16 protein-coding genes and 1 pseudogene are annotated in these 19,968 nt (G+C 40.4%); 12 read left to right on the top strand and 5 right to left on the bottom strand.

What is annotated here, in order from left to right; all coding sequences use genetic code 11:
* Positions 1–17 precede the first annotated feature (17 nt).
* The 6 genes from H4075_RS18840 to H4075_RS18815 are packed head-to-tail and all read left to right on the top strand — an operon-like array spanning position 18 to position 3,888.
* Positions 18–701, top strand: a complete 684-nt coding sequence (locus H4075_RS18840; protein ID WP_182802368.1) for a hypothetical protein — start codon at positions 18–20, stop codon at positions 699–701.
* Positions 698–1,000, top strand: a complete 303-nt coding sequence (locus H4075_RS18835) for a winged helix-turn-helix domain-containing protein (RefSeq protein WP_182802367.1) — start codon at positions 698–700, stop codon at positions 998–1,000. Before H4075_RS18840 ends, H4075_RS18835 begins: the two co-directional genes overlap by 4 nt.
* Positions 1,001–1,050: 50 nt before the next feature.
* Positions 1,051–2,412: a cell envelope integrity protein CreD gene (creD, locus tag H4075_RS18830; RefSeq protein WP_182802366.1), complete on the top strand. Its 1,362-nt coding sequence runs from the start codon at positions 1,051–1,053 to the stop codon at positions 2,410–2,412.
* Positions 2,409–2,888 carry a Coq4 family protein gene (locus H4075_RS18825; RefSeq protein ID WP_182802365.1) on the top strand — a complete coding sequence of 160 codons (480 nt, stop codon included), beginning with the start codon at positions 2,409–2,411 and terminating at the stop codon, positions 2,886–2,888. The genes creD and H4075_RS18825 overlap by 4 nt, the downstream gene beginning before the upstream one ends.
* An 8-nt stretch (positions 2,889–2,896) precedes the next feature.
* Entirely contained in the window at positions 2,897–3,241 is a 345-nt protein-coding gene (locus H4075_RS18820) for a diacylglycerol kinase family protein (RefSeq protein ID WP_182802364.1), read from the top strand.
* A 2-nt stretch (positions 3,242–3,243) separates the two neighbouring features.
* Entirely contained in the window at positions 3,244–3,888 is a 645-nt protein-coding gene (locus H4075_RS18815; protein ID WP_182802363.1) for a DUF1361 domain-containing protein, read from the top strand.
* A gap of 2 nt (positions 3,889–3,890) precedes the next feature.
* Here H4075_RS18815 and H4075_RS18810 read toward each other — a convergent pair whose 3' ends face one another.
* Positions 3,891–7,328 carry a hypothetical protein gene (locus H4075_RS18810; protein ID WP_182802362.1) on the bottom strand — a complete coding sequence of 1,146 codons (3,438 nt, stop codon included), beginning with the start codon at positions 7,326–7,328 and terminating at the stop codon, positions 3,891–3,893.
* Positions 7,329–7,398: 70 nt separating this feature from the next.
* On the opposite strand from H4075_RS18810, the gene H4075_RS18805 reads away from it, so the two are divergent.
* Positions 7,399–8,037: an MBL fold metallo-hydrolase gene (locus H4075_RS18805; RefSeq protein ID WP_182802361.1), complete on the top strand. Its 639-nt coding sequence runs from the start codon at positions 7,399–7,401 to the stop codon at positions 8,035–8,037.
* 2 nt (positions 8,038–8,039) lie between these two features.
* On the opposite strand, the gene H4075_RS18800 is transcribed toward H4075_RS18805, so the two are convergent.
* Positions 8,040–9,539 (bottom strand): oligosaccharide flippase family protein, encoded by a 1,500-nt coding sequence (locus H4075_RS18800; protein WP_255460234.1) that lies wholly within the window; start codon positions 9,537–9,539, stop codon positions 8,040–8,042.
* 204 nt (positions 9,540–9,743) lie between these two features.
* On the opposite strand from H4075_RS18800, the gene H4075_RS18795 reads away from it, so the two are divergent.
* Positions 9,744–10,385: a hypothetical protein gene (locus tag H4075_RS18795; protein WP_182802360.1), complete on the top strand. Its 642-nt coding sequence runs from the start codon at positions 9,744–9,746 to the stop codon at positions 10,383–10,385.
* Positions 10,386–10,416: 31 nt separating this feature from the next.
* Here the strand turns inward: H4075_RS18795 and H4075_RS18790 are convergent, their stop codons facing one another.
* Together H4075_RS18790 and arfB are read right to left on the bottom strand one after the other, a co-directional pair.
* On the bottom strand, positions 10,417–11,448 hold the full coding sequence (locus tag H4075_RS18790) for a cytochrome-c peroxidase (protein ID WP_182802359.1): 1,032 nt from the start codon (positions 11,446–11,448) through the stop codon (positions 10,417–10,419).
* 3 nt (positions 11,449–11,451) lie between these two features.
* Positions 11,452–11,838, bottom strand: a pseudogene (arfB, locus tag H4075_RS18785) (alternative ribosome rescue aminoacyl-tRNA hydrolase ArfB); the annotation flags it as partial.
* A 79-nt stretch (positions 11,839–11,917) separates the two neighbouring features.
* Here arfB and dtd point away from each other — a divergent pair.
* The 4 genes from dtd (at position 11,918) to H4075_RS18765 (ending at position 14,776) form a co-directional block, all read left to right on the top strand.
* A complete protein-coding gene (dtd, locus tag H4075_RS18780) occupies positions 11,918–12,370 on the top strand; it encodes a D-aminoacyl-tRNA deacylase (RefSeq protein ID WP_182802357.1) in 453 nt (150 codons plus the stop codon).
* 36 nt (positions 12,371–12,406) lie between these two features.
* Positions 12,407–12,745 (top strand): nucleotide pyrophosphohydrolase, encoded by a 339-nt coding sequence (locus H4075_RS18775; protein WP_182802356.1) that lies wholly within the window; start codon positions 12,407–12,409, stop codon positions 12,743–12,745.
* A 106-nt stretch (positions 12,746–12,851) separates the two neighbouring features.
* Positions 12,852–14,309 (top strand): glycine--tRNA ligase, encoded by a 1,458-nt coding sequence (locus tag H4075_RS18770; protein WP_182802355.1) that lies wholly within the window; start codon positions 12,852–12,854, stop codon positions 14,307–14,309.
* A gap of 116 nt (positions 14,310–14,425) precedes the next feature.
* A complete protein-coding gene (locus tag H4075_RS18765; protein WP_182802354.1) occupies positions 14,426–14,776 on the top strand; it encodes a hypothetical protein in 351 nt (116 codons plus the stop codon).
* 74 nt (positions 14,777–14,850) lie between these two features.
* On the opposite strand, the gene H4075_RS18760 is transcribed toward H4075_RS18765, so the two are convergent.
* The gene (locus tag H4075_RS18760; protein ID WP_182802353.1) at positions 14,851–19,962 is read right to left on the bottom strand and encodes a S8 family serine peptidase; all 5,112 of its coding nucleotides are present in this window, start codon (positions 19,960–19,962) and stop codon (positions 14,851–14,853) included.
* Between the last annotated feature and the right edge of the window lie 6 nt (positions 19,963–19,968).

Here is a 19,968-nt window from a genome sequence, read left to right as displayed (position 1 = left end):
CAATTCAAAGTGCTTTTATGAATAGCCAGAATCAAACGCTTGAAACTATCCAGGACATCCGTAATATGATGGACCGCAGCAGTCGCTTTATCAGTCTTAGTGGCTTAAGTGGTATTGCTGCAGGTTTGTGTGCATTAACTGGTGCCTGGTTTGCTTATGATGTGATCGAAAAATCGGGTGGTGCAGGAGTACGAAAAGGCGGATTGATAGCAGATGGCTATACCAATGATGGAGTTGGTATGTTGTATTCATTCATGGGCAGCCGGTTATTTTATATTGCATTGTTCACGTTGCTTTCGGCAATTGTGCTGGCTGTATTCTTTACCTATATCAGAAGTAAACGACAAGGTGTACCTGTTTGGGGATCAACAGCAAAAAGAATGATCTGGAATATTGCAGTGCCATTGGTAGCAGGTGGTTTATTTCTTTTGAAACTGATCGAAGCTGGAGTTTATGGTTTAATTGCTCCTGGTTGTTTGATCTTTTATGGCATAGCGCTTATTAATGGTGCAAAGTATACATTTGGAGAAATCCGTTTTCTTGGTTATGTGATCACTTCATTGGGAGTAATTAATTGTTGGTTTCCGGGCTATGGACTTTATTTTTGGGCCGCAGGTTTTGGACTGTTACACATTATATATGGAATAGTGATGTGGAATAAATATGAACGACAGCCCATGCAAATGGAGAAGAAAGTATGAAGAATCCGATAGAACAGTTACAAAAGGTGTTCGACAGCCGGGTAAGGTTAGGCGTAATGAGTGCATTGATGGTAAATGCACAGGTAAGTTTTAATGAACTGAAAGAACTGATCAATGTAACTGATGGAAATCTTGCATCCCACCTGAAGGCACTGGAAGAAAACGGGTATGTAAAAGTGAACAAAGGATTTGTGGGACGCAAGACAAACACAACTTATGCAGTTACAAAAGCAGGTGAAAAAGCATTCAGATTACACCTTGACGCCCTGGAGCAAATGATCAAACAAATGGGGAAGTAATTTTTTTATACATAAACTTTGAAATTCAAAGTGCTTTTAAAATAAATACAATGGACACACAACAAGCCTCTTTCTGGCAACGGTATGGCATCTTTATTAAATCCATTCTTGTTGGCTTTCTTATTCTGGTATTATTGATACCAACTGCTTTTATAATGGAGTTGGTGCGGGAGCGGCAAGACAGGCAACGTGAAGTGATCGCTGAGGTGAGTTCTAAATGGGCATCGGCACAAACGGTGAGCGGTCCTTTTTTAATGATCCCCTACCAGGAAAAGTTTGTGGATGATAAAGGCAAAGTGATGATGATAAAGCGAATGATGCATTACCTCCCTGAATCAGAAAACATCAATGGCGAATTGATTCCCGAAGAACGCAGCAGAAGTATTTTCAAGATCATTCTTTATAAATCGGACTTAACGATCAGTGGGAAATTTCTTCCGATAGAACTTTCGCAGGTGGGTATTGATCCTTCAGATGTTTTGTGGAATGAAGTGCGGCTTTGTTTGGGCATATCCGATAACAGAGGGATTGCAGAAGCGTTATCATTGAACTGGAATGCTGTATCATCAGAAATGGATCCCGGTTTTCCGCCAACAGATATTGCAGGTTCAGGTGTGAGCAGTTTATTGAAAAATGCTATGGCATTAAAAGATTCAGCACAGTCGTATGAACTCAAATTGAAATTGAAAGGTTCCGAGCGTCTTTACTTTACACCACTTGGTAAACAAACCAATGTAAAATTAAGATCAACCTGGCCTGATCCTTCGTTTGACGGTAAATTTTTACCAACTCAACATACGGTTACTGACAAAGGATTTACAGCCAGTTGGAATATTCTTCATTTCACCCGTGATATTCCGCAGCTGTGGAAGGAAGGAAAACAGAATATTGATGGGTTTGCGTTTGGTGTAGAATTATTACAAGGTGTTGATTCGTACAGCAAAACATTGCGTACAGTAAAGTATGCGTTGCTTTTTATAGCACTTACGTTTTTCCTTTACTTTTTTATTGAAACATTGAAAAAGAGAAGTGTACATCCGTTACAATATGTATTGGTTGGATTGGCGCTTTGTATTTTTTATACTTTGCTGTTGTCTCTTTCCGAATACACAGGTTTTAATATTGCTTACCTGATCGCTTCAGTTGCAACTATTGGTCTCATCACATCTTACACTTACAGCATCTTTAAACAAGCAGCTATCGCAATTGCGTTGCTGGTATTTCTCTCATCGTTGTACGGCTTTATTTATATTCTTATTCAGTTACAGGATGGAGCGTTACTGTTTGGAAGTATTGGTTTATTCATCCTGCTTGCGATTGTGATGTATTACTCACGTAAGATCGATTGGTATGGTGAAGGGAAGAAAGAAACAGCAAACGAAACGATCAACGACAATTCATCAGCGTTATGATACAGTTATTAAAAAAACTTCGCAGCAATATACTTGTGTTACTTACGCATACAGTTGCGTTACCTGTCTTAAAGATTGTAAGAAGGAAAAAGAAATTCCCTTACAGTATGGAGCAACTCAGTGCATTGCCGTTTGAAACAGTGGGCAATGAATTGTGGCAACTGCTTAATGCGCATAGTATTCGATTGCTTCCATATTATGAGCGACATGATATAAAACACGTTGTACTTGATTATCCTTTTACCGACGAAGGCGAGGTGAGCCTGCAGTTTTTTATGTTGGCAAATGGAAGAGTTTCTTTTCCGGTGTTGGCAACAGTGATCTATGGGTTGGTCACAATGCCCGAGTACTATTCATCGTTCCGCAACGCTTACCAGCGGGGGAAAGAAGCAAGTGATCTTTCGTCACTTGATTGGTTTGCCATTATGCAACAGCCGCTTGCTGAAGTACGGTATCAGTATTCATTAGCTAAATAAAATTAATTATGCGATCATTCTATTATGCGTTCAGAGGATTGGCTAATGCTTTCGGGAGTGAGTTCAATATGCGGATACATGTTGTTGCTGCACTTCTTGTTACAGTAGCCGGTTTTTATTTCAAGATAGCTGCAGCAGAGTGGGGAATGATCGTATTATGTATTTGTTCTGTGATTGCGATGGAACTGATCAATACAGCCATTGAAAAATTATGCAATCATGTAACAGCAGAACAACATCCCGCCATTAAACAAATAAAAGACATCGCTGCCGCTGCGGTATTGGTAACAGCATTGGGCAGCCTAGTAGTGGCGCTCATTATTTTTCTTCCTAAACTCATTTTACTTTTTTGAGTATGAAAAACATCTTGATCTGCTCGGTTGGTTTCTCGTTTTTACTTTATGTGTTTCGTGTGTGGTACACCGGAAGTTTTCTTTTTCTCTTCATTCCATGGAATCTTTTCCTTGCATGGTTACCCTTACTGTTCAGCAGCATGATCAGGGATTCTAAATTTTCAATGAGGAATGTATTGCTGTTCAGTTTGTGGTTATTGTTCTTCCCCAATTCACCTTATCTCATCACCGATCTTTTTCATTTGCAGGAAAGGGCAGGGGTTCCGTTGTATTATGATCTTGTGTTGTTGTTTATGGCAGCCTGGAACGGTTTACTCATGGGATTATATTCATTGCGGAATATTGAGCAACTGCTGTTGAAACGTTTTTCAGTTGTGCAGGTGAGGCCAATGATCTTAAGTTTTTTTGTGCTTTGCGGCTTTGGTATTTATCTCGGCAGGTATGATCGTTATAACAGTTGGCACTTGATAACGCAGCCACTTGATCTGGCGCAGGGAATTTTGTCGAAGGTTATTTCACCGGCATCACATCCACGTGTGTGGGCGGTAACAATTCTTTTTGCAGTTGTGCTTTTGCTGATCTATGAAACACTCAAAAAAATGCCTGCTCATTTCAGTGAGCAGGCATTTTTATCAAACAAAAACTAAGTTTAAAAATCAAGACCGAGTGATACATGCATGATTGGTTTTCCTTTAAAGAAACCATTCATTTGCCAACCTGCATCGTACCGGATGAAGTAACCAAGCAACGTACTTCTTGCACCAAAACCATAACTGCCAAGGAAAGGACCAATACCAGGCGCTTTAATTGTAACAGATACAGGGCTGTTGGGATTTGAAACATCAGTATAAGTTACTTCAGGTCTGCCGATCTTATCATAACGTCCATTCCATGCAGTACCAAGATCAATAAACTGAGTTAATTGGAAATTGCGGAGGAAAGCATTGTTGATCGGTTTATTAAAGAAGGTTGTAAACACAGGCAAACGAAGTTCACTGTTTATCACAAGTGCATTGTTTCCGTTCGCTGCATTTTGTGTGAATCCACGCAGGTTTACAGCTAATGATTCATATACATAACTCTGATCCTGGGCAGGCTTATTTGCTGTATTGAAGTAACGTTCTTTGGTTACCCCGTTTCTTGTAACTTGATTCGGGCCAAACATTAACCAGCCATCCGTACCACCGAGGTAATAGATAAATTTGTTATCACCCCACGATACATCTGCAGCACCACGAACAGCCCAGATAAAGTTGCGATAGATGCGCAGGTAATGCCTTGCATCAAATCCGAAATTAAATGTTAGATCACCAGGGCGTTCAGAATAATTTCCACCTAAACGGTTAAACATTTCAACCCAGCCTTTTGCACGGAAGCCATGCCAGATATTTGTAACAGGATTGATCGTATTGTCATGTACAAACTCAACTCTTCCCATTGCAAAATTTTCATCATAATCAGGTTCAGCTAATGAGCCCGGTACCGCATCATCACTTTTAACAACAAACACATCTCTGCGTATACCACCAATAACCTGAATCCGTTGCACTTCATTCAATGGATATGCAACATTCACCTGGTAAATACTGTTGAATGTCTTTACAGGAAATATTCCTCCTGAAGTTTGCAGTGTAACGTTAGTAGCAGCTGCACGATAATAAGATAACCCCCAATCGATACGACGTTTAAGGTTATCGAACCGCATGAAAACCTCATTATCCTGTAAACCATAGTTGACACGGAAAGCACCGCTGAATTTATAATCTTCTAAAAACTCCATTGCACCTACTCTTGTCATAGCATTCAATGGATTGCCGTTACCAAGATTTACAGGGCCACTGGCACCTGAGTATGGTTGAAAACGATTGATAAGAAGAGCACCGTTCGATGCAAAATTGGTAGTAACGTTATCAACAAAATATTTCTTGGTATAAGGGAACAGGCGCATACGGGCCAACACTTCTTCCTGGCTTTGTTTTTTTGCACCCATCAGTTTTTCGCCAGGCTGAATAGAATCGTTCTTGAATTCTGTTTCAAAGAAATCTGTTGCAGGTTTTTGAGAAGTAGTACTGTCAACAATATCGGTTCTGTTCTGTGTGTTTTCGCCAGCGATCTTATCGAGCCTTGTCATCCGTTTGATGTACTCGGTTGGTCTTGCATTTACATTACGTTTACGCAAGGTATTTTCATCCACCTTTAATTTATACAGGAATTTAAATTCACCTTGACGGTTTACTTCTGTTACCTGCCCGTTATCACCGGCAATGCGTGTTTCCAATACACTGCTTTGGTAATTACTCATTGGGAAAGTATAGGAGCTGTCATCCGTTACACGGAATGTAAATATTGAATCAGGTTCCTGTTTGTTCCATGCTTTCAGTGTTGAATCAAGTTCTTTTGGTTCGGGATTACGTAATATTTCATCACCCACCTGGAAGACGGTATCTAAACCGGCAGCCGTAGTGCTGAAGAAGCCTGCCCAACGGTTACCAATACCATTTTCATCACTAATGAACGTGAAGTGATTCATGTTGTATTGTGTTGGGAAGCGGGCATTACCATACTTGATATTGCTGAGCTGCGATATTTGTTTGAATTCTGATTTGTTCCAGTTATCAATGAGGAAAACGTTGTAACGTTCTTTTGGTAATACGGTATCACCTGTAGGAGCGTTTGGTGAAGGACGGTTACTTGAGAAGATGATACCTGTTTTGTTAGGGAAAGCCACAAAGCTTGCGTCAAGATCATCATACACATCATTGGTTACCTGTTCTGCAGTTTGTTTGTCGATCTTATAAACGAACACATCACTTTGCCCGCCTTTCACCGCACTCATCACCAATGTATTTGGATCGAGCATGTATTGCATATCATTCACCTGCTCAAACGGAAGTTCAACATTCTTCACTGTTTTAATACGGCGGAATGCATCGTACACATTCAACAATACTTTTCCTTTTTCCCAAACGATCATAGCAATGCGTGTTCCTTTTGGATCCCATGCCAGCAATGGATAATTTGGATTTGGTTTTTCTTCAAGGTTACGAACACCGCTCTTCCACAATACTTTTTCTGAAATGAAATTCTCATTCAGAATCACTCTTGTTTGTCCTTTGCGGTATTCAACAACTGCGTAAGTAAAACTTTTTGGATTCGGATTTGCCTGGAAGCGGAAATAATCGTTCTTGCCAATTTCTTTTGGAACAGTTAATCGTCCGCTTGGTACATTTCTTCTTGCACGGATGTCTTTAAAATATTTATCACGGTTGTATAGCATGAAATCTTTCAATACATCTTTCAGCTTTTTCTTGGCAACGGTTTGTGTAGCCCTGTTTACGTTTTTGTAAATACGGCTCAAATAAAGCAAATATGTTACGTTCTCACGACGGTATTTTTCTTCGATATAATACCAGAAGGCATGACCAGCCAAACGTGGTTGCTCGTAAGCGAAATGATAAAAACTTTTATAATCAGCACCAATCATGGCACTTTTTAATTCGTTATCGAGTTTGGTGCTCCAGTTTTCAGCCGCATAAGAAATGTAACCATCGGTCATCCATTTTGGAAGATCGAGCAACGCCTGGTTTTGTGCAAACTCACCGAGATCATCTCCAAACAGCATACTTTCTACCAACACTTTGGCTATGCCTTCACGTATCTGGCGGCGGAGGTCGTTATGATCGCCATTGTAATACACCACCATTTTATTATTCACCAGTTTGGTTAAACCGCCGGCATTAGGAATATCGAGACCAATACCAATATTCGATTGTTTATAGTCATTGAAGTTGTTGTAGAGAACAATGTTCATCCTGCGTTGAATACCGAATTCAATAAAATCTTCAAGCGTGGGAAGTTCTTCTTCGGCTACCTGCGTGGCAAACTTCGCCAGCTCCAATCCATTAATGTTGTAATGAACGTTGAAATTGGGGCTTTGGTAAAAACTCCATTTGAATTTGGTGTGCTGAACCCGGTTTTTCCCGAACTCCACCATGTTTACCTGCGCAGAAGCATGGTTCAGGAATAAAAGAAAGATGAATGATACTGTTGCCGTAAGACGAAGAAAACCGTTCACTTGAATTCGCATATTTTCGTGTTATATCATTTAGAGAATCAGGTTTGGGAAAACCGACATTTAAAAGTACAAAAATCAATCCATGTTCACTGTTAAAGCTTTTACATTCAGCCCCGTTCAGGAGAACACATATATTCTCTATAACGAACAAAAGAAGGCCTTCATTATCGACCCCGGCTGTTATTTTGAAGAAGAACGTGATGAACTGGCTTCTTTTCTTGAACAAACGGAATTACAACCCATACAGTTGCTTAACACACACTGTCATCTCGACCATGTATTTGGCAACAAATGGATCTACGAAACTTTTGGTTTGGAACTGCACTTGCATGCCAACGAAAAGCAGGTATTAGACTTTGCCCCTGCCAGTGGTTTAATGTGGAACCTGCCGTTTGATAATTACAACGGTCCGTTGCATTGGTTGAACGAAGGCGATGAAATAGAAATGGGCGATGATAAACTAACGGTGTTGTTCACCCCGGGACATGCGCCTGGCCATGTTTGTTTTTATTGCGAGGCGCAGCATTTTGTGATTGGCGGCGATGTATTGTTCAGACAAAGTATCGGCCGTACCGATTTGCCGGGTGGTGATTATGATACACTCATCAACAGCATCCGGACAAAACTTTTTGTATTGCCCGATGAAACAATGGTGTACAGCGGCCATGGCCCGGCTACAACAATTGGTTATGAAAAGAGAAACAATCCTTTCTTGGTTTGAACTTAGGTGGCAGAAATGAATTTTCCAACGAAGGGCAGCTTTTGTAATTCTTTGCGTTCGATCCGTAAAATGAATAATCCAAACGCCAGTATCAAAGCCAGTCCAAATAAATGACTGAACCACATTGATTCAATAAAATAAGTTGCTAGTTCATGTAACCCAAACAGTAAAACACAAATCACTACATAAGCGGTGAGTTTTTTCCAAGGATAAGGAACGGGATAATATTTTTGTCCTAACCTGTAGGAAACAATCATCATGAAACCATAACAGCAAATGGTGGCAATGGCACAAGCCATATAGCCAATTACAGGAATCAACAAGAAATTAATGATCACAGTAATGGCTGCACCACCTAACGTGATCCATGCACCAACCAAATTCTGGTTGGTAAGTTTATACCACACCGATAAATTGTAATACACACCAAGAAACAGTTTTGCCAACATCAGGATAGGTACTACTGCCAAACCTGTCCAGTATTCGGGGTGGCTGCGGCCCATAAAATATTTCCAGATATCTAAAAATAACACCACACCTAAAAAGCAAAAACAACAGGCGATCACAAAAAACTTCATCACTCTTGCATAAGTGCGTTGTGCATTTTCCTGCGTTGATTGTTTGAAAAAGAAAGGTTCTGCTCCTAAGCGAAATGCCTGTATGAATAACACGATCAAAACCGCCAGTTTATAGTTGGCGCCATAAATACCGCTTTGAGAGTAGGCTTCTTCTGTTGAACCGGGATAGAGCTTCAGGATCATAAATCGATCAATGAGTTCATTCACCATACCACCTAAACCCACAATGATCAAGGGCCAGCTATAGGTCATCAGTTCTTTCCAGAAAGTTTTATCAATTGTAAAACGGAAACTGAATAATTCCTTTGAAAGCAGAACCAACGTAACTGCACTTGCTGCAAGGTTAGCAAGTATTACATAGCCTAATCCAATTTTTGGACTGTACAATACTGAAAAGAAAGTTCCTTTTTCAGCATTCTTACAAACAACCAAAAAGAAAAGTACAAGCCCAACATTAATGAGAATGTTCAGGATCTTAATACCAGCAAACTTTCTCGGTCGGCCTTCAAACCGGAGTTTCGAAAACGGAAGCACAGCCAATGTATCAAGAGCTACGATCCACATCACCCACCGCACATACTCCGGTTGTTTGGGTATTTCAAGAAAGCCGGCAATGGCTTTGCTGAAGAACAGGAACAAAATAGTGAGGATGGCTGTTGTAATAAAAATGGATGTAACAGCAGTGTTATACACTTTGCTTTCCGGTTCTTTCGACGCAAAGCGGAAATAAGCTGTTTCAAGACCATAAGTGAATAAGATATTCAGAAATGCCGCAATGGCGAACAGTGTAGTGATCTTACCATAATCGGCAGAAGCAAAAATAGTGGCAAGCAAAGGTGTAAGAAGATAGTTCAGAAATCTTCCGAAAATGCTGCTGAATCCATACCAAATTGTTTGTCCGGCTAATTTTTTAACGCTGCTCAAGGAAACGAAATTAAGATTCTTCAAAAATAGGTAAACATATTTCGATGTTAATGCAACACATTAGGGTTGTTTTTTATCTTAGTACCACAAAACTGAATGTTATCAAATGAGCCATAAAAATTATTGAGTAATTTATACCCTAAACGAAGATAATTTTAATGGCGAATAACATCTGACAAATAATTACTAATAAAAACGAAACAGATGAAAAAACAAATCTACACTTTACTTGCCTGTTTATTGGTTACGATGTATGCAGGTGCGCAAGCTTATGGTGAACTTGAGTGGCAAAAGAAAAAGATCCCGGCCATGATCACGGAAGTGCCATATTCTGCTTCAATAACAGAAGATGCCATACGGCAAAAATTCAGCCAAATGGGCTATAGTGCTAAAGAAAGTAAAGATGTGTACACTTACAAAGCTGTACGTATTCCTGAGATCAGTGATGAAACATTTGATATTTTATTAAAAGTAGAACGTAAGAGCCGTAAGGAAAAGGATGAGAGCAATGTATATTTTATTGTTTCACGTGGTTACGAAAACTATGTAAAGGGCACAGATGACGCTGTGTTTATTGCCAAGATCAAACAATATTGTCTTGGATTTATTCCTTTAGCTGAAGCGCAAGCTTTGGAAGTAGAGATCAAAAGCCAGGAAGATAAAGTGAAGTCGAACGAAAAGAAGCTAAGGGACTACGAAGATGAAAGTGGCAGCCTTGAAAAGCGACTGAAGAAACTGCAGGACGATATTGAAGAAAACAAAAAGAATATCGAAAAACAAAAAAGTGAAGTAGAGAATCAGAAAAAAGCGTTGGATGTATTAAGAGCAAGACGCAAATCAGCATAAAGCAAAAGCCCCCGATGTATCGGGGGCTTTTTTATTGAGGGGCAGCAAAGTTGCTGTTAGATGTAAAATTGTTATCGGTTAATGTGCGGAAGAAATCAACCAATGCGGTTCGTTCAGCAGCTGAAAGTGGAATGCCGTTTGTAAGTAATGGATCAAGAGTTGCACTTTGTTGCACACCCGATTGGTAATGATCAAAGATCTGTTCAAAACCAATAAACCTGCCATCGTGCAGAAAAGGATAACTCTTAAACAAATTCCGCAACGATGGCACACGAAATTTTAATGAATCTGCTTTATTGCCTGTGATCGTTATTCTTCCTTTATCATTGAACGTATTTAGCGGTAATCCAATGTTGCGGTAAGAAAAATCTGTGAACAGCGGCTCTGCATGGCAACTGTTACACTTATTGAGAAACACAGTATAACCTGCCTGTTCACTTGCAGTAAACGTCTTGAGGTTTTGTTTTACCGAATCATATTTTGTTGCACTGCTGATGAATGCACTCACAAATTGTGTTAATGCATTGAAGATGCGTGGCTCGCTGATATAACTTGAGCCGTATACCTTTTTAAACTCCTGCTGATAACGGCTGTCGGTTTTTAATTTATTAATGATGCTGCCAATGGTTTCACCAAATTCAATCGGGCTATTGATATGTGCTGCATATACCGCATCAAGCGATGTATATTTCCCATCCCAGCCATACGAAGTTCGCCAGGCAAGATTGAATAAACTCATAGCATTACGTATGCCGTGTGAGCCATTTACGCCATGGCTCAGATCATGATCATAAGTGCCAAATGCCGCCACCTGTTGGTGACAGGAACCGCAGGAAATACTTCCATCAACTGAAAACCGATTGTCGTAAAACAAACGTCGGCCTAATTCAAAACCTTCTTTACTGATGGGGTTGCGTTGATAATAATCTGTTGCAGGAAAATGAGCAGGTATTTGCACAGGGTAAGCCGTTAGTTCCAGGTTGTTTTTACGGCAGCCTTCTATCATCCAAGTAACAAGTACAATGGAAAAGATAATAAACAGGATGCTTTTGTGTGTTTGCATGTATCAGTAATCAGATAATCGGATTTTCTGCCGGCTTTGTTTATGCTCACTTATCTTTTTCTTCGCTTCAATACGCCGTTCTTTTGAAGCTTTTGAAGGCTTGCTGGCAATTCTTGCTTTCTTGGGTGTAAGTGCAATGGAGATAAGTTGATTGATCTTTTCGATCACTTCCTGTTTGTTTGCCTGCTGACTGCGGTGCACCTGGCTTTTCACAATGAGCGTTCCTTCCTTATTAATACGGTTGCTGAGTTTTTCCAGCAATAATGTTTTTTGCTGATCAGTTACAAGTGCAGACGATGCAATATGCCAATAGCCCATCACCATGGTTTCCACCTTGTTTACATTTTGTCCGCCGGCACCACCACTGCGTGCCGTTTGGAACTGAATTTCATTACTCACATCTTTTATCATGCATCAAACCGAAGCGTTGTATTTTCGGTGATCGAATTTACAACCAATTGAACGAAATATGAGAGCGGTACTGCAACGAACGGCTTTTGCCTCTGTTAAAGTTGATGGAAACATAACAGGTTCTATTCAGAAAGGATTGTTGGTATTGATGGGTGTTGAAGATGCTGATACGTCAGAAGATATTGAATGGCTCAGCAGCAAAATTGTGAACCTGCGTGTTTTTGATGATGAAAATGGCGTGATGAATTTGAGTGTGAAAGATGTTGATGGAGATATTCTTTTGGTTAGCCAGTTTACCTTACATGCATCAACCAAGAAAGGTAACCGCCCTTCCTACATTAAAGCCAGTAAACCTGATTTTGCTATACCGATATATGAAAAAATGATCGCTCAACTGGAAACCGATCTCGGCAAAAAAGTACAGACCGGCATTTTTGGTGCTGATATGAAAGTGGAATTGTTGAACGATGGACCGGTAACAATTGTGATCGATTCGAAGAACAAAGAATAAATTGAGAATTGTTTAATTTGAAAATTTGAAAATGACATGAGTGCAGACATTACAATTAAACAAGCGCAAGCTGATGTTGACCAATGGATCAAAACCGTTGGTGTTCGTTATTTTAATGAGCTTACCAATCTGGGTATTTTGATGGAAGAAGTAGGAGAGTTGTCGAGGTTGATGGTGCGCAAGTATGGTGAACAATCATTTAAAGAAACTGACAAGGGCAAAGAGATCAGTGATGAAATGGCGGATGTACTGTGGGTGTTAATTTGTCTCGCCAATCAAACCGGTGTTGATTTAACCGAAGCACTGCAGAAGAATTTTGAAAAGAAAAATATCCGTGATGCGAACCGGCATCAGGAGAATGAAAAGTTGAAATAACTCTTGTGCTTTGGAATGTAGATGTTCGATTTTCTTTCTTGTTTCCTGTTCCTTTCGTCTTGCGCCTTCAAACACTTATCTTTGCACACCTTCAAAAACAGCGAACATGGCGAACGAGAAGCTTTTTGCAAACATTATCTCCCACTCAAAAGAGTATGGTTATATTTTCCAGTCATCTGAAATTTATGATGGCTTAAGTGCAGTGTACGATTATGGTCAGTTAGGTGCACAATTGAAAAAGAACATCCGTGATTTCTGGTGGAAAAGCATGACCCAGCTACACGATAATATTGTTGGTATTGATGCGGCTATCTTTATGCACCCCACCACCTGGAAAGCCAGTGGTCACGTTGATAATTTCAGCGATCCCATGATCGATAACAAAGACAGCAAAAAGCGTTACCGTGTCGATCATCTTATTGAAGCACATGCAGAAACACTTTCTGATGCTGAAAGTGCTGCATTGATCGCCAAAATGGAACAGTTGTTAGCAGCAGATGATTTTGTGGGGATCAAACAATTAATTGAAGAAAACAAGATCAAATGTTCGGTAAGTGGTACAGCTAACTGGACCGATGTGCGCCAGTTCAACCTCATGTTCTCTACCGAGTTTGGAGCGGTATCAAGCGATAATCCCGAAGATAATATTGTGTACCTGCGTCCGGAAACGGCGCAAGGTATATTCGTAAACTTCCTGAATGTGCAAAAAAGCGGAAGGATGAAAATTCCGTTTGGTATTGCCCAAACTGGTAAGGCTTTCCGTAACGAGATCGTTGCACGCCAATTCATTTTCCGCATGCGGGAGTTTGAGCAAATGGAAATGCAGTTCTTCGTTCGTCCCGGCACCGAACTCGATTGGTATGCAAAATGGAAAGAAACCCGATTACAGTGGCATAAAGATTTGGGGCTTCCTGCTGAAAAACTCCGCTTTCACGATCATATTAAGTTGGCACACTACGCCAACGCTGCTGTTGATATTGAATTTGAATTCCCGTTTGGCTGGAAGGAGCTGGAGGGAATCCACTCCCGTACCGACTACGATCTGCGCCGCCACCAGGAATTCAGCAAAAAGAAAATGCAGTATTTCGATAACGATCTGAATGCTGAGGGGAAACCTTTTGGTAACTATATCCCGTATGTCGTGGAGACGTCGGTTGGGCTGGATCGTTTGTTCCTGACCGTTTTGAGCAATTCTTACCACGAGGAAGAAGTACCTACTGCCGAAGAAGGAAAGACGGAAACCAGGACTGTTCTGCGTTTGCCCGTGAAAATTGCCCCCATTAAGCTGGCGGTTTTCCCACTAACCAAAAAAGATGGTCTGCCGGAGATTGCGGGACAACTGATGGACGAGTGTCGTCCTCATTTCCACTGTTTTTACGAGGAAAAGGATACCATCGGCAAGCGTTATCGCAGACAGGATGCCATTGGAACGCCTTTTTGTGTAACGGTCGATCATCAGACAAAAGAAGACAATACCGTAACCATCCGGAACAGGGATACATTGCAGCAGGAACGCATCCCTTTATCAGCCGTTAAACAATTTATCCTCAATACAGTTGCATAGTTGGCGAAAGTGAACTAATTTGCCGTCGATAAACAACTTATACATAATTTAATTGTATACCCAAATCAATAAAATCGTTTCCTGACGATGAAGTTGAGAACAAAACAAAGGAACAAATGAACCTTACTCAATTAACCCTTGAAATCTTCGGTTTCACATTAGGTGGAATATTCGGCATAACACAATCGACCCTTGAAATCCATGTAATTCTCTTCGCAGCAATTATGCTTGTTGTTGGCTTTATTGGAATCAGGATCGGTAAAAAGCAAGTGATGTCGAAAGAAAAGAGGATACTGGAACTGGAAGATGAGATGTTGGCGGCGCACAAGGAAATACTTCACTTTGCAAAAACCAATAAACAATTAGCTGAAACATTGGAAAAAGCAAAAATTCCTTATCCTGTTTCACACATCGATGAGGAAGAAGATGAAAAAGTAAGAAAAATACCTCTCGGAAAAATCGGTTAAAACTTGCAACAACATACAAAAGAAAGTCCCCCGTACTAACGGGGGACTTTCTTTTTGCAGACCTCCTGCATTATTTAGTTTGAAGTTCTCACAATCTTTTTCACGAACTGTTCTTTACCTTTTCTGTCTCTTATCTCAACAAAATAGATGCCACTTGAAAGGTTGTTGATGTTGAGCCTTGTATCTGAATAAGAGGTTTGTTTGCTCATGACTTCCTGGCCCATGGCGTTTACAATACGGATATTCATTTCACGGATCTGTGTTTTATTACCTGCATTAATGAACAACCCCCCGGCATCATCGGTGTAAACATTTTTAATAAAGATGCCGGCATTGGTTATATCATTCACATCGGTTACTGTTTGAGTAAGTCCCATGTCAACTGCATTGATCCAGAATTCAGAGAAACTCTTCACTTTAAACTCAGCATAATAACCATTGTTGAATGGTACTACATCTACTTTCCCGGAATCAATAAATTGGAATGTACCATCGGCTCCATCATTCAATACTCCATTTTCAAAAGAAGCGCTACCGTTATATTTTGTAACTGCCGCCAGGTATGCATCAGTAAGTTTGATACAAAGAGGGCAGCCGGTTGCATCGATCAATGCTTTTGCTTCCTGTTCTGCAAAATAGAATCGTATAAGCACACTATCTGTTGGTGCTATAGTTGAACGGATCACCAGGTTACGATCAAGGTAATACTGATTATTCATGGTGCGAACAGGTCCCGCATTAATGTATGCGCTTACCTCAGTGCTGCCAAGATTTTGACCCATTGGATGGATGGATGCTATTCTTGTTCCACCGCTGTTAAAATGCACCCAGTTATTTCCACTTACTGTTTGATTGATATTTAATACATCAGCACCTGTATAAATAGTTGCTTTTTCAAAAATGTGAATGTCATCAATACCAATGCCTTCATATTGTGCTGCTTCATCACTTGAAAGGAAAATACGGAAGCGGATATTGGAAGTATTCGGCACTTCTGTACTTGAAACATGCCAACGCTGAATACTTTTTTTCCAGGATTGATTAGAGGATGAGTCAAACCAGTTGGTGCCGTTTGTTGCAGTCAATCGTTGCCAGGTGTTGCCATTGTCCGTACTGTATTCTAATGTGTGATAGTCACAATTGCAATTATCTTCTTGCTGCGTAATATGACTGAAGCTTAACACCGGCTGTGTTAAACTGCTTAAATTGAAACAGGGTGAATAGAGATACGAATTCTCATTTTGTTTATAGCTGTTATTGAGTGTTGTGAACCAACCTTTTCCTTCGCTGGCTGAACGCTTCATTAATGTTTTAGAAGGCATGCCCCAACGCCAGCTGCTGTAACTGAGTGTATCAGTAAACCAGTTTCCATTGGAATTATCAAAACGTTCGAGATAAGGGAATGAACTGATCACAGGGCTGCTGTAAACAAAGCGATTATTAATACTATCATTGACAGGATAATCATCCCCGCTGAACTGAACCCATGTATCAATTTCATAAGCTTTGAATGCAGAAAGATCGGCTTGCGTTGAAAATGTATAATCAAGTTCTGTATTACCAGCTAAAGAAGGTATTGATCCTTCTACAGCCGTTCCATTGTTGATACGGTAATAAACCGGAACATTTGTGAAAGTAGTAGCTGTTGTGTTTTTTACTTTGATCGTAATGTTTGCATTTCCCGGAGTGCAATTAAATGTATCAGGCGCTACCAATTGTGTAAGCAACACATCATTACTTGCCTGCACAATACGGATATCATCAAAAGTAAATCCATCATCCTGATCATATCCATTAATATCATACGTTGCATTGTTGGCTGATGTACTGCTTATCTGATCGAATCGAACCTGGAAACTTGAACTAACTGTTTGTCCAAGTTCGTTGATGTTAATACTTACACGTTTTACTTCACCGGGGTTGCCTTGATTGTTAGAGAGATTATACATGAGAACCCAGGGTTGGGTATCGCTGCCACGCATCCACACACCAGTACCCGGTTGTTTTAACTGTCCGTGATTTTTAAAGTTGAAATCAAAACGTAAACCTTGTGTTGCTGTGTAACTGCTGAGATTAATAGTGCCTGTAACACTGTTTCCTGCTAATACACCATTATAATTTACCGCATCAAGCGTAATAGCTTTACTTCCGTTCACTGCAACCCCCGAATTAACAAATGTGCGTAACCTGCCATTGGAAGTATTTAAATAATCAAATCGATCTGCATTGGTTAATCCAAAGAAATTGGTTTTGTATTCATCGCTGCCAGTTGATTCAAACGTTTCTGCAAAAGGCAGAATCACTGCCGGGTTGGCAATATGCTTCACGACATAAGTGAATTCGTCATTGGCAGTTTGTGCATCGCCGGTTTGCTTTACCGTTACTTTAATATTGTAAATGCCTGGAGCAGATAAGTTTGCTGTTGCCGCAAACGTATAATTCACAGTTGCATTAGCAGCAATAGAAACAGATGAAGATTCTGTTACAACAGCGCCACCATTGATCTGGTAAGAAACAGTATAAGTGCTGCTTGTTGCAACATCGTCAAGATTTTTAATACGCACAGTAATTGGTTGTGTTGCCGATAAACCAATACTCGTATTTTCTCTGCCATGAACAGGAGAAAGTAATGAATCTATTTTGAGGTCATTGTCAAATTCAGCAGCAGTGCAAGCGGTAGCAAGCGTAGGTGTGATGCTTCTTGCAACTGCACGCAAACCCAATGAATCGGCTATTCTTGCACGAACAGTAAACCAATAGAGTTGTGTTTTATCAAGTCCGCTCACACGATAAGTGGAAGCAGTTGTTATGCCAAGTGTACTGAATGCGCCATCATTTAACTGCAGTACTTCGTAATCTGTTGCGCCACTAACAGCAGGCCATGATAGATTGACATAACCTTCGCATGGCACAGTAGCAGTAATCACCGGCTGAGCTAGTATAGTGAAGTTACCGGGGGATGTAGCGGATGCGCCTCCACCATTTCTTGAAACTCTTACCTTTCCTTTGTTTGTTGGGGTATTGGGAACGCCAAACCATCTGTAACGATGTTGATCGGCCGGAACATTTGCATCAACTATACTCCAGGTAGCACCATCATCAACTGATACTTCAATTGTAAAAGCATTTGTGCTGTTATCTTTTGCATTCCATTTAATGATCTCTTCAACTCCAGGAACAAATCGTTCTCCGCCATAGGGATGTTCAAGAACAATTTCATCTTTCAAAAATTCATACACTACAAAATATTCCTGCGGACCATTCGGCACATTAAAACCACTGACGTTAATGCTGATGTTTGCACCGGGATTGTCAATTGTAACCTGCTCAATATTATTGATACGATCAACTCCTCTCACTGCTGGATTGTTTACAGTTGCAGGTGATGGATTAAGTATCCACGGAAGGTAAGTGGTTACACCATCAATAACAGACAGATCAAGATCGTTGACCAATGCAGTTGATGCAAGAGGCGAAGCTTCTTTATCGTGCCAGTACAGTAATACTTTTACCTGCCTGGTATTTGCAGGAACAGCAATGATCTGCGATGAAGTGCCGGCAGTTGAAAGAGTACCGGTGAAGTATCGGTTATTTTCTAACACTTCAACTGCTCTGCGTGAATTCACAAGCCCAAACCCATAACCATAATCTGGTCCGGCATTACCTCTGTCATCTGCTGAGTTACAAAGCACAGCTTTTAATAAAGCAGATTTTGGAAGAGCATTAGCATGCAGTTTTTTGTAACGTTCGGTAAGCAATGCCCAAACGCCCGCGACAAATGGAGATGAAAAACTTGTACCAAAGCCCTGGTTATAAGTGTTGTTAGCATTTGTTGAAAATACGCTCACGCCACTGGCGGTTATTTCTGGTTTTAAGCGCCCATCTTCAACAGGTCCTTTGCTTGAACTGAGATTTAATGCATCAGTTCCAACGTGATAATCGGCTACGTCTAGAACATTCTTACCAACCTGGTAACCGCTTTTTATGGTTGCGAATGAAATCGGGTATCCGGAACAGGTACGGCCGCCGTCGTTGCCAGCCGAAAAAATATGTTGGAGAAAGGGATTGTTATAGATCTGTTGATCAACATAAACACTCAATTCATTGTAATCACTGTTCCCGGGACAACCAGCCAAACCAGTGAAATAAGAATTGTTGGTAACTGTCATTCCAAAATCAGTAAAATAGGTTGCAGATTTTGTAAGTATATAATCATACAGGTCAACGATCAATAAGCTACTGGGTGCAACACCTTTATATCTTTCCTCAATAAGCCCATCGCCACCAACAACACCTGTTACCATGCGTCCATGATTGTTTGTTATGAAAGAAGGATTTCTGTTCAATACATTTTTTGTATTATCTAGATGTGCCGGATCTGCATTATCTCCAATACCTACTGTGGTTCCAAGTCCGCTCAGATTTCTTCCTGCAACTTCTGAATTTGTAAGATTCGTTAACCCAAATAATCCTCTTTCACGCTGGTTAAGCGGAGTCGGTTGCAGAAAAGATGCATTCATGAACGATACAAAAGGTAGGTTGCTGACAGCCGTAATATTTTTTGCAGGAATGTTCACCTGTGCAAGTCCTTGGTTAAGGAAATCTGATTTTGTGAGTACAACTTCATAGCCTGCAAGTGTTTCTTTTACTTCATTCCATTTTATTCCCTGTTGCAATTGAAGATTAATTAACAATATTGTTTGAGGTTGCTGCAACGGCAACAGCGTATTCAACTCACGGCCAAGCTTAGCCGAACCGGGCATGTTGATCATTGCCCGTACGCCCGTGCCAAAAAGCTGCGAAAACATGGGCATTCTTTTCATTCTCACCTGGTAGCTATTATCAGGTAAGTAGGATAACAATTCAATTCCCATTCCCTTTAATGCAAGTTGCTGAGTATTTGTAACAGGTTTTTCAAAGGCAAGTACAATGTATGTCCATTCTCCAAAACGACCTTTTCTGAATTCCTTTGTGATTGTTTCTGCCTCCATATTTCCCTGAATGGCTACATCACCTGCTTTTAAGCGGAGTGTGGTGATTTTCTTTTGTGCAATTAATGAGTTGATGCTGCACAGTAAAACAGTTAGCAGAAAGGCTTTTTTCATGTTTCTGAACAGGTAAGTAAAATGGAGTAATTGCCTGAATGAACAAGAGTATGGCTGTACATACGGATGGCGGTAATTCATGAAGTA

It is taken from the genome of Lacibacter sediminis (genome assembly GCF_014168535.1).
Taxonomy (GTDB): domain Bacteria; phylum Bacteroidota; class Bacteroidia; order Chitinophagales; family Chitinophagaceae; genus Lacibacter; species Lacibacter sediminis.
The sequence above is the reverse complement of the archived record's forward strand: the minus strand, read 5'-3'. Positions and strand labels throughout refer to the sequence as shown.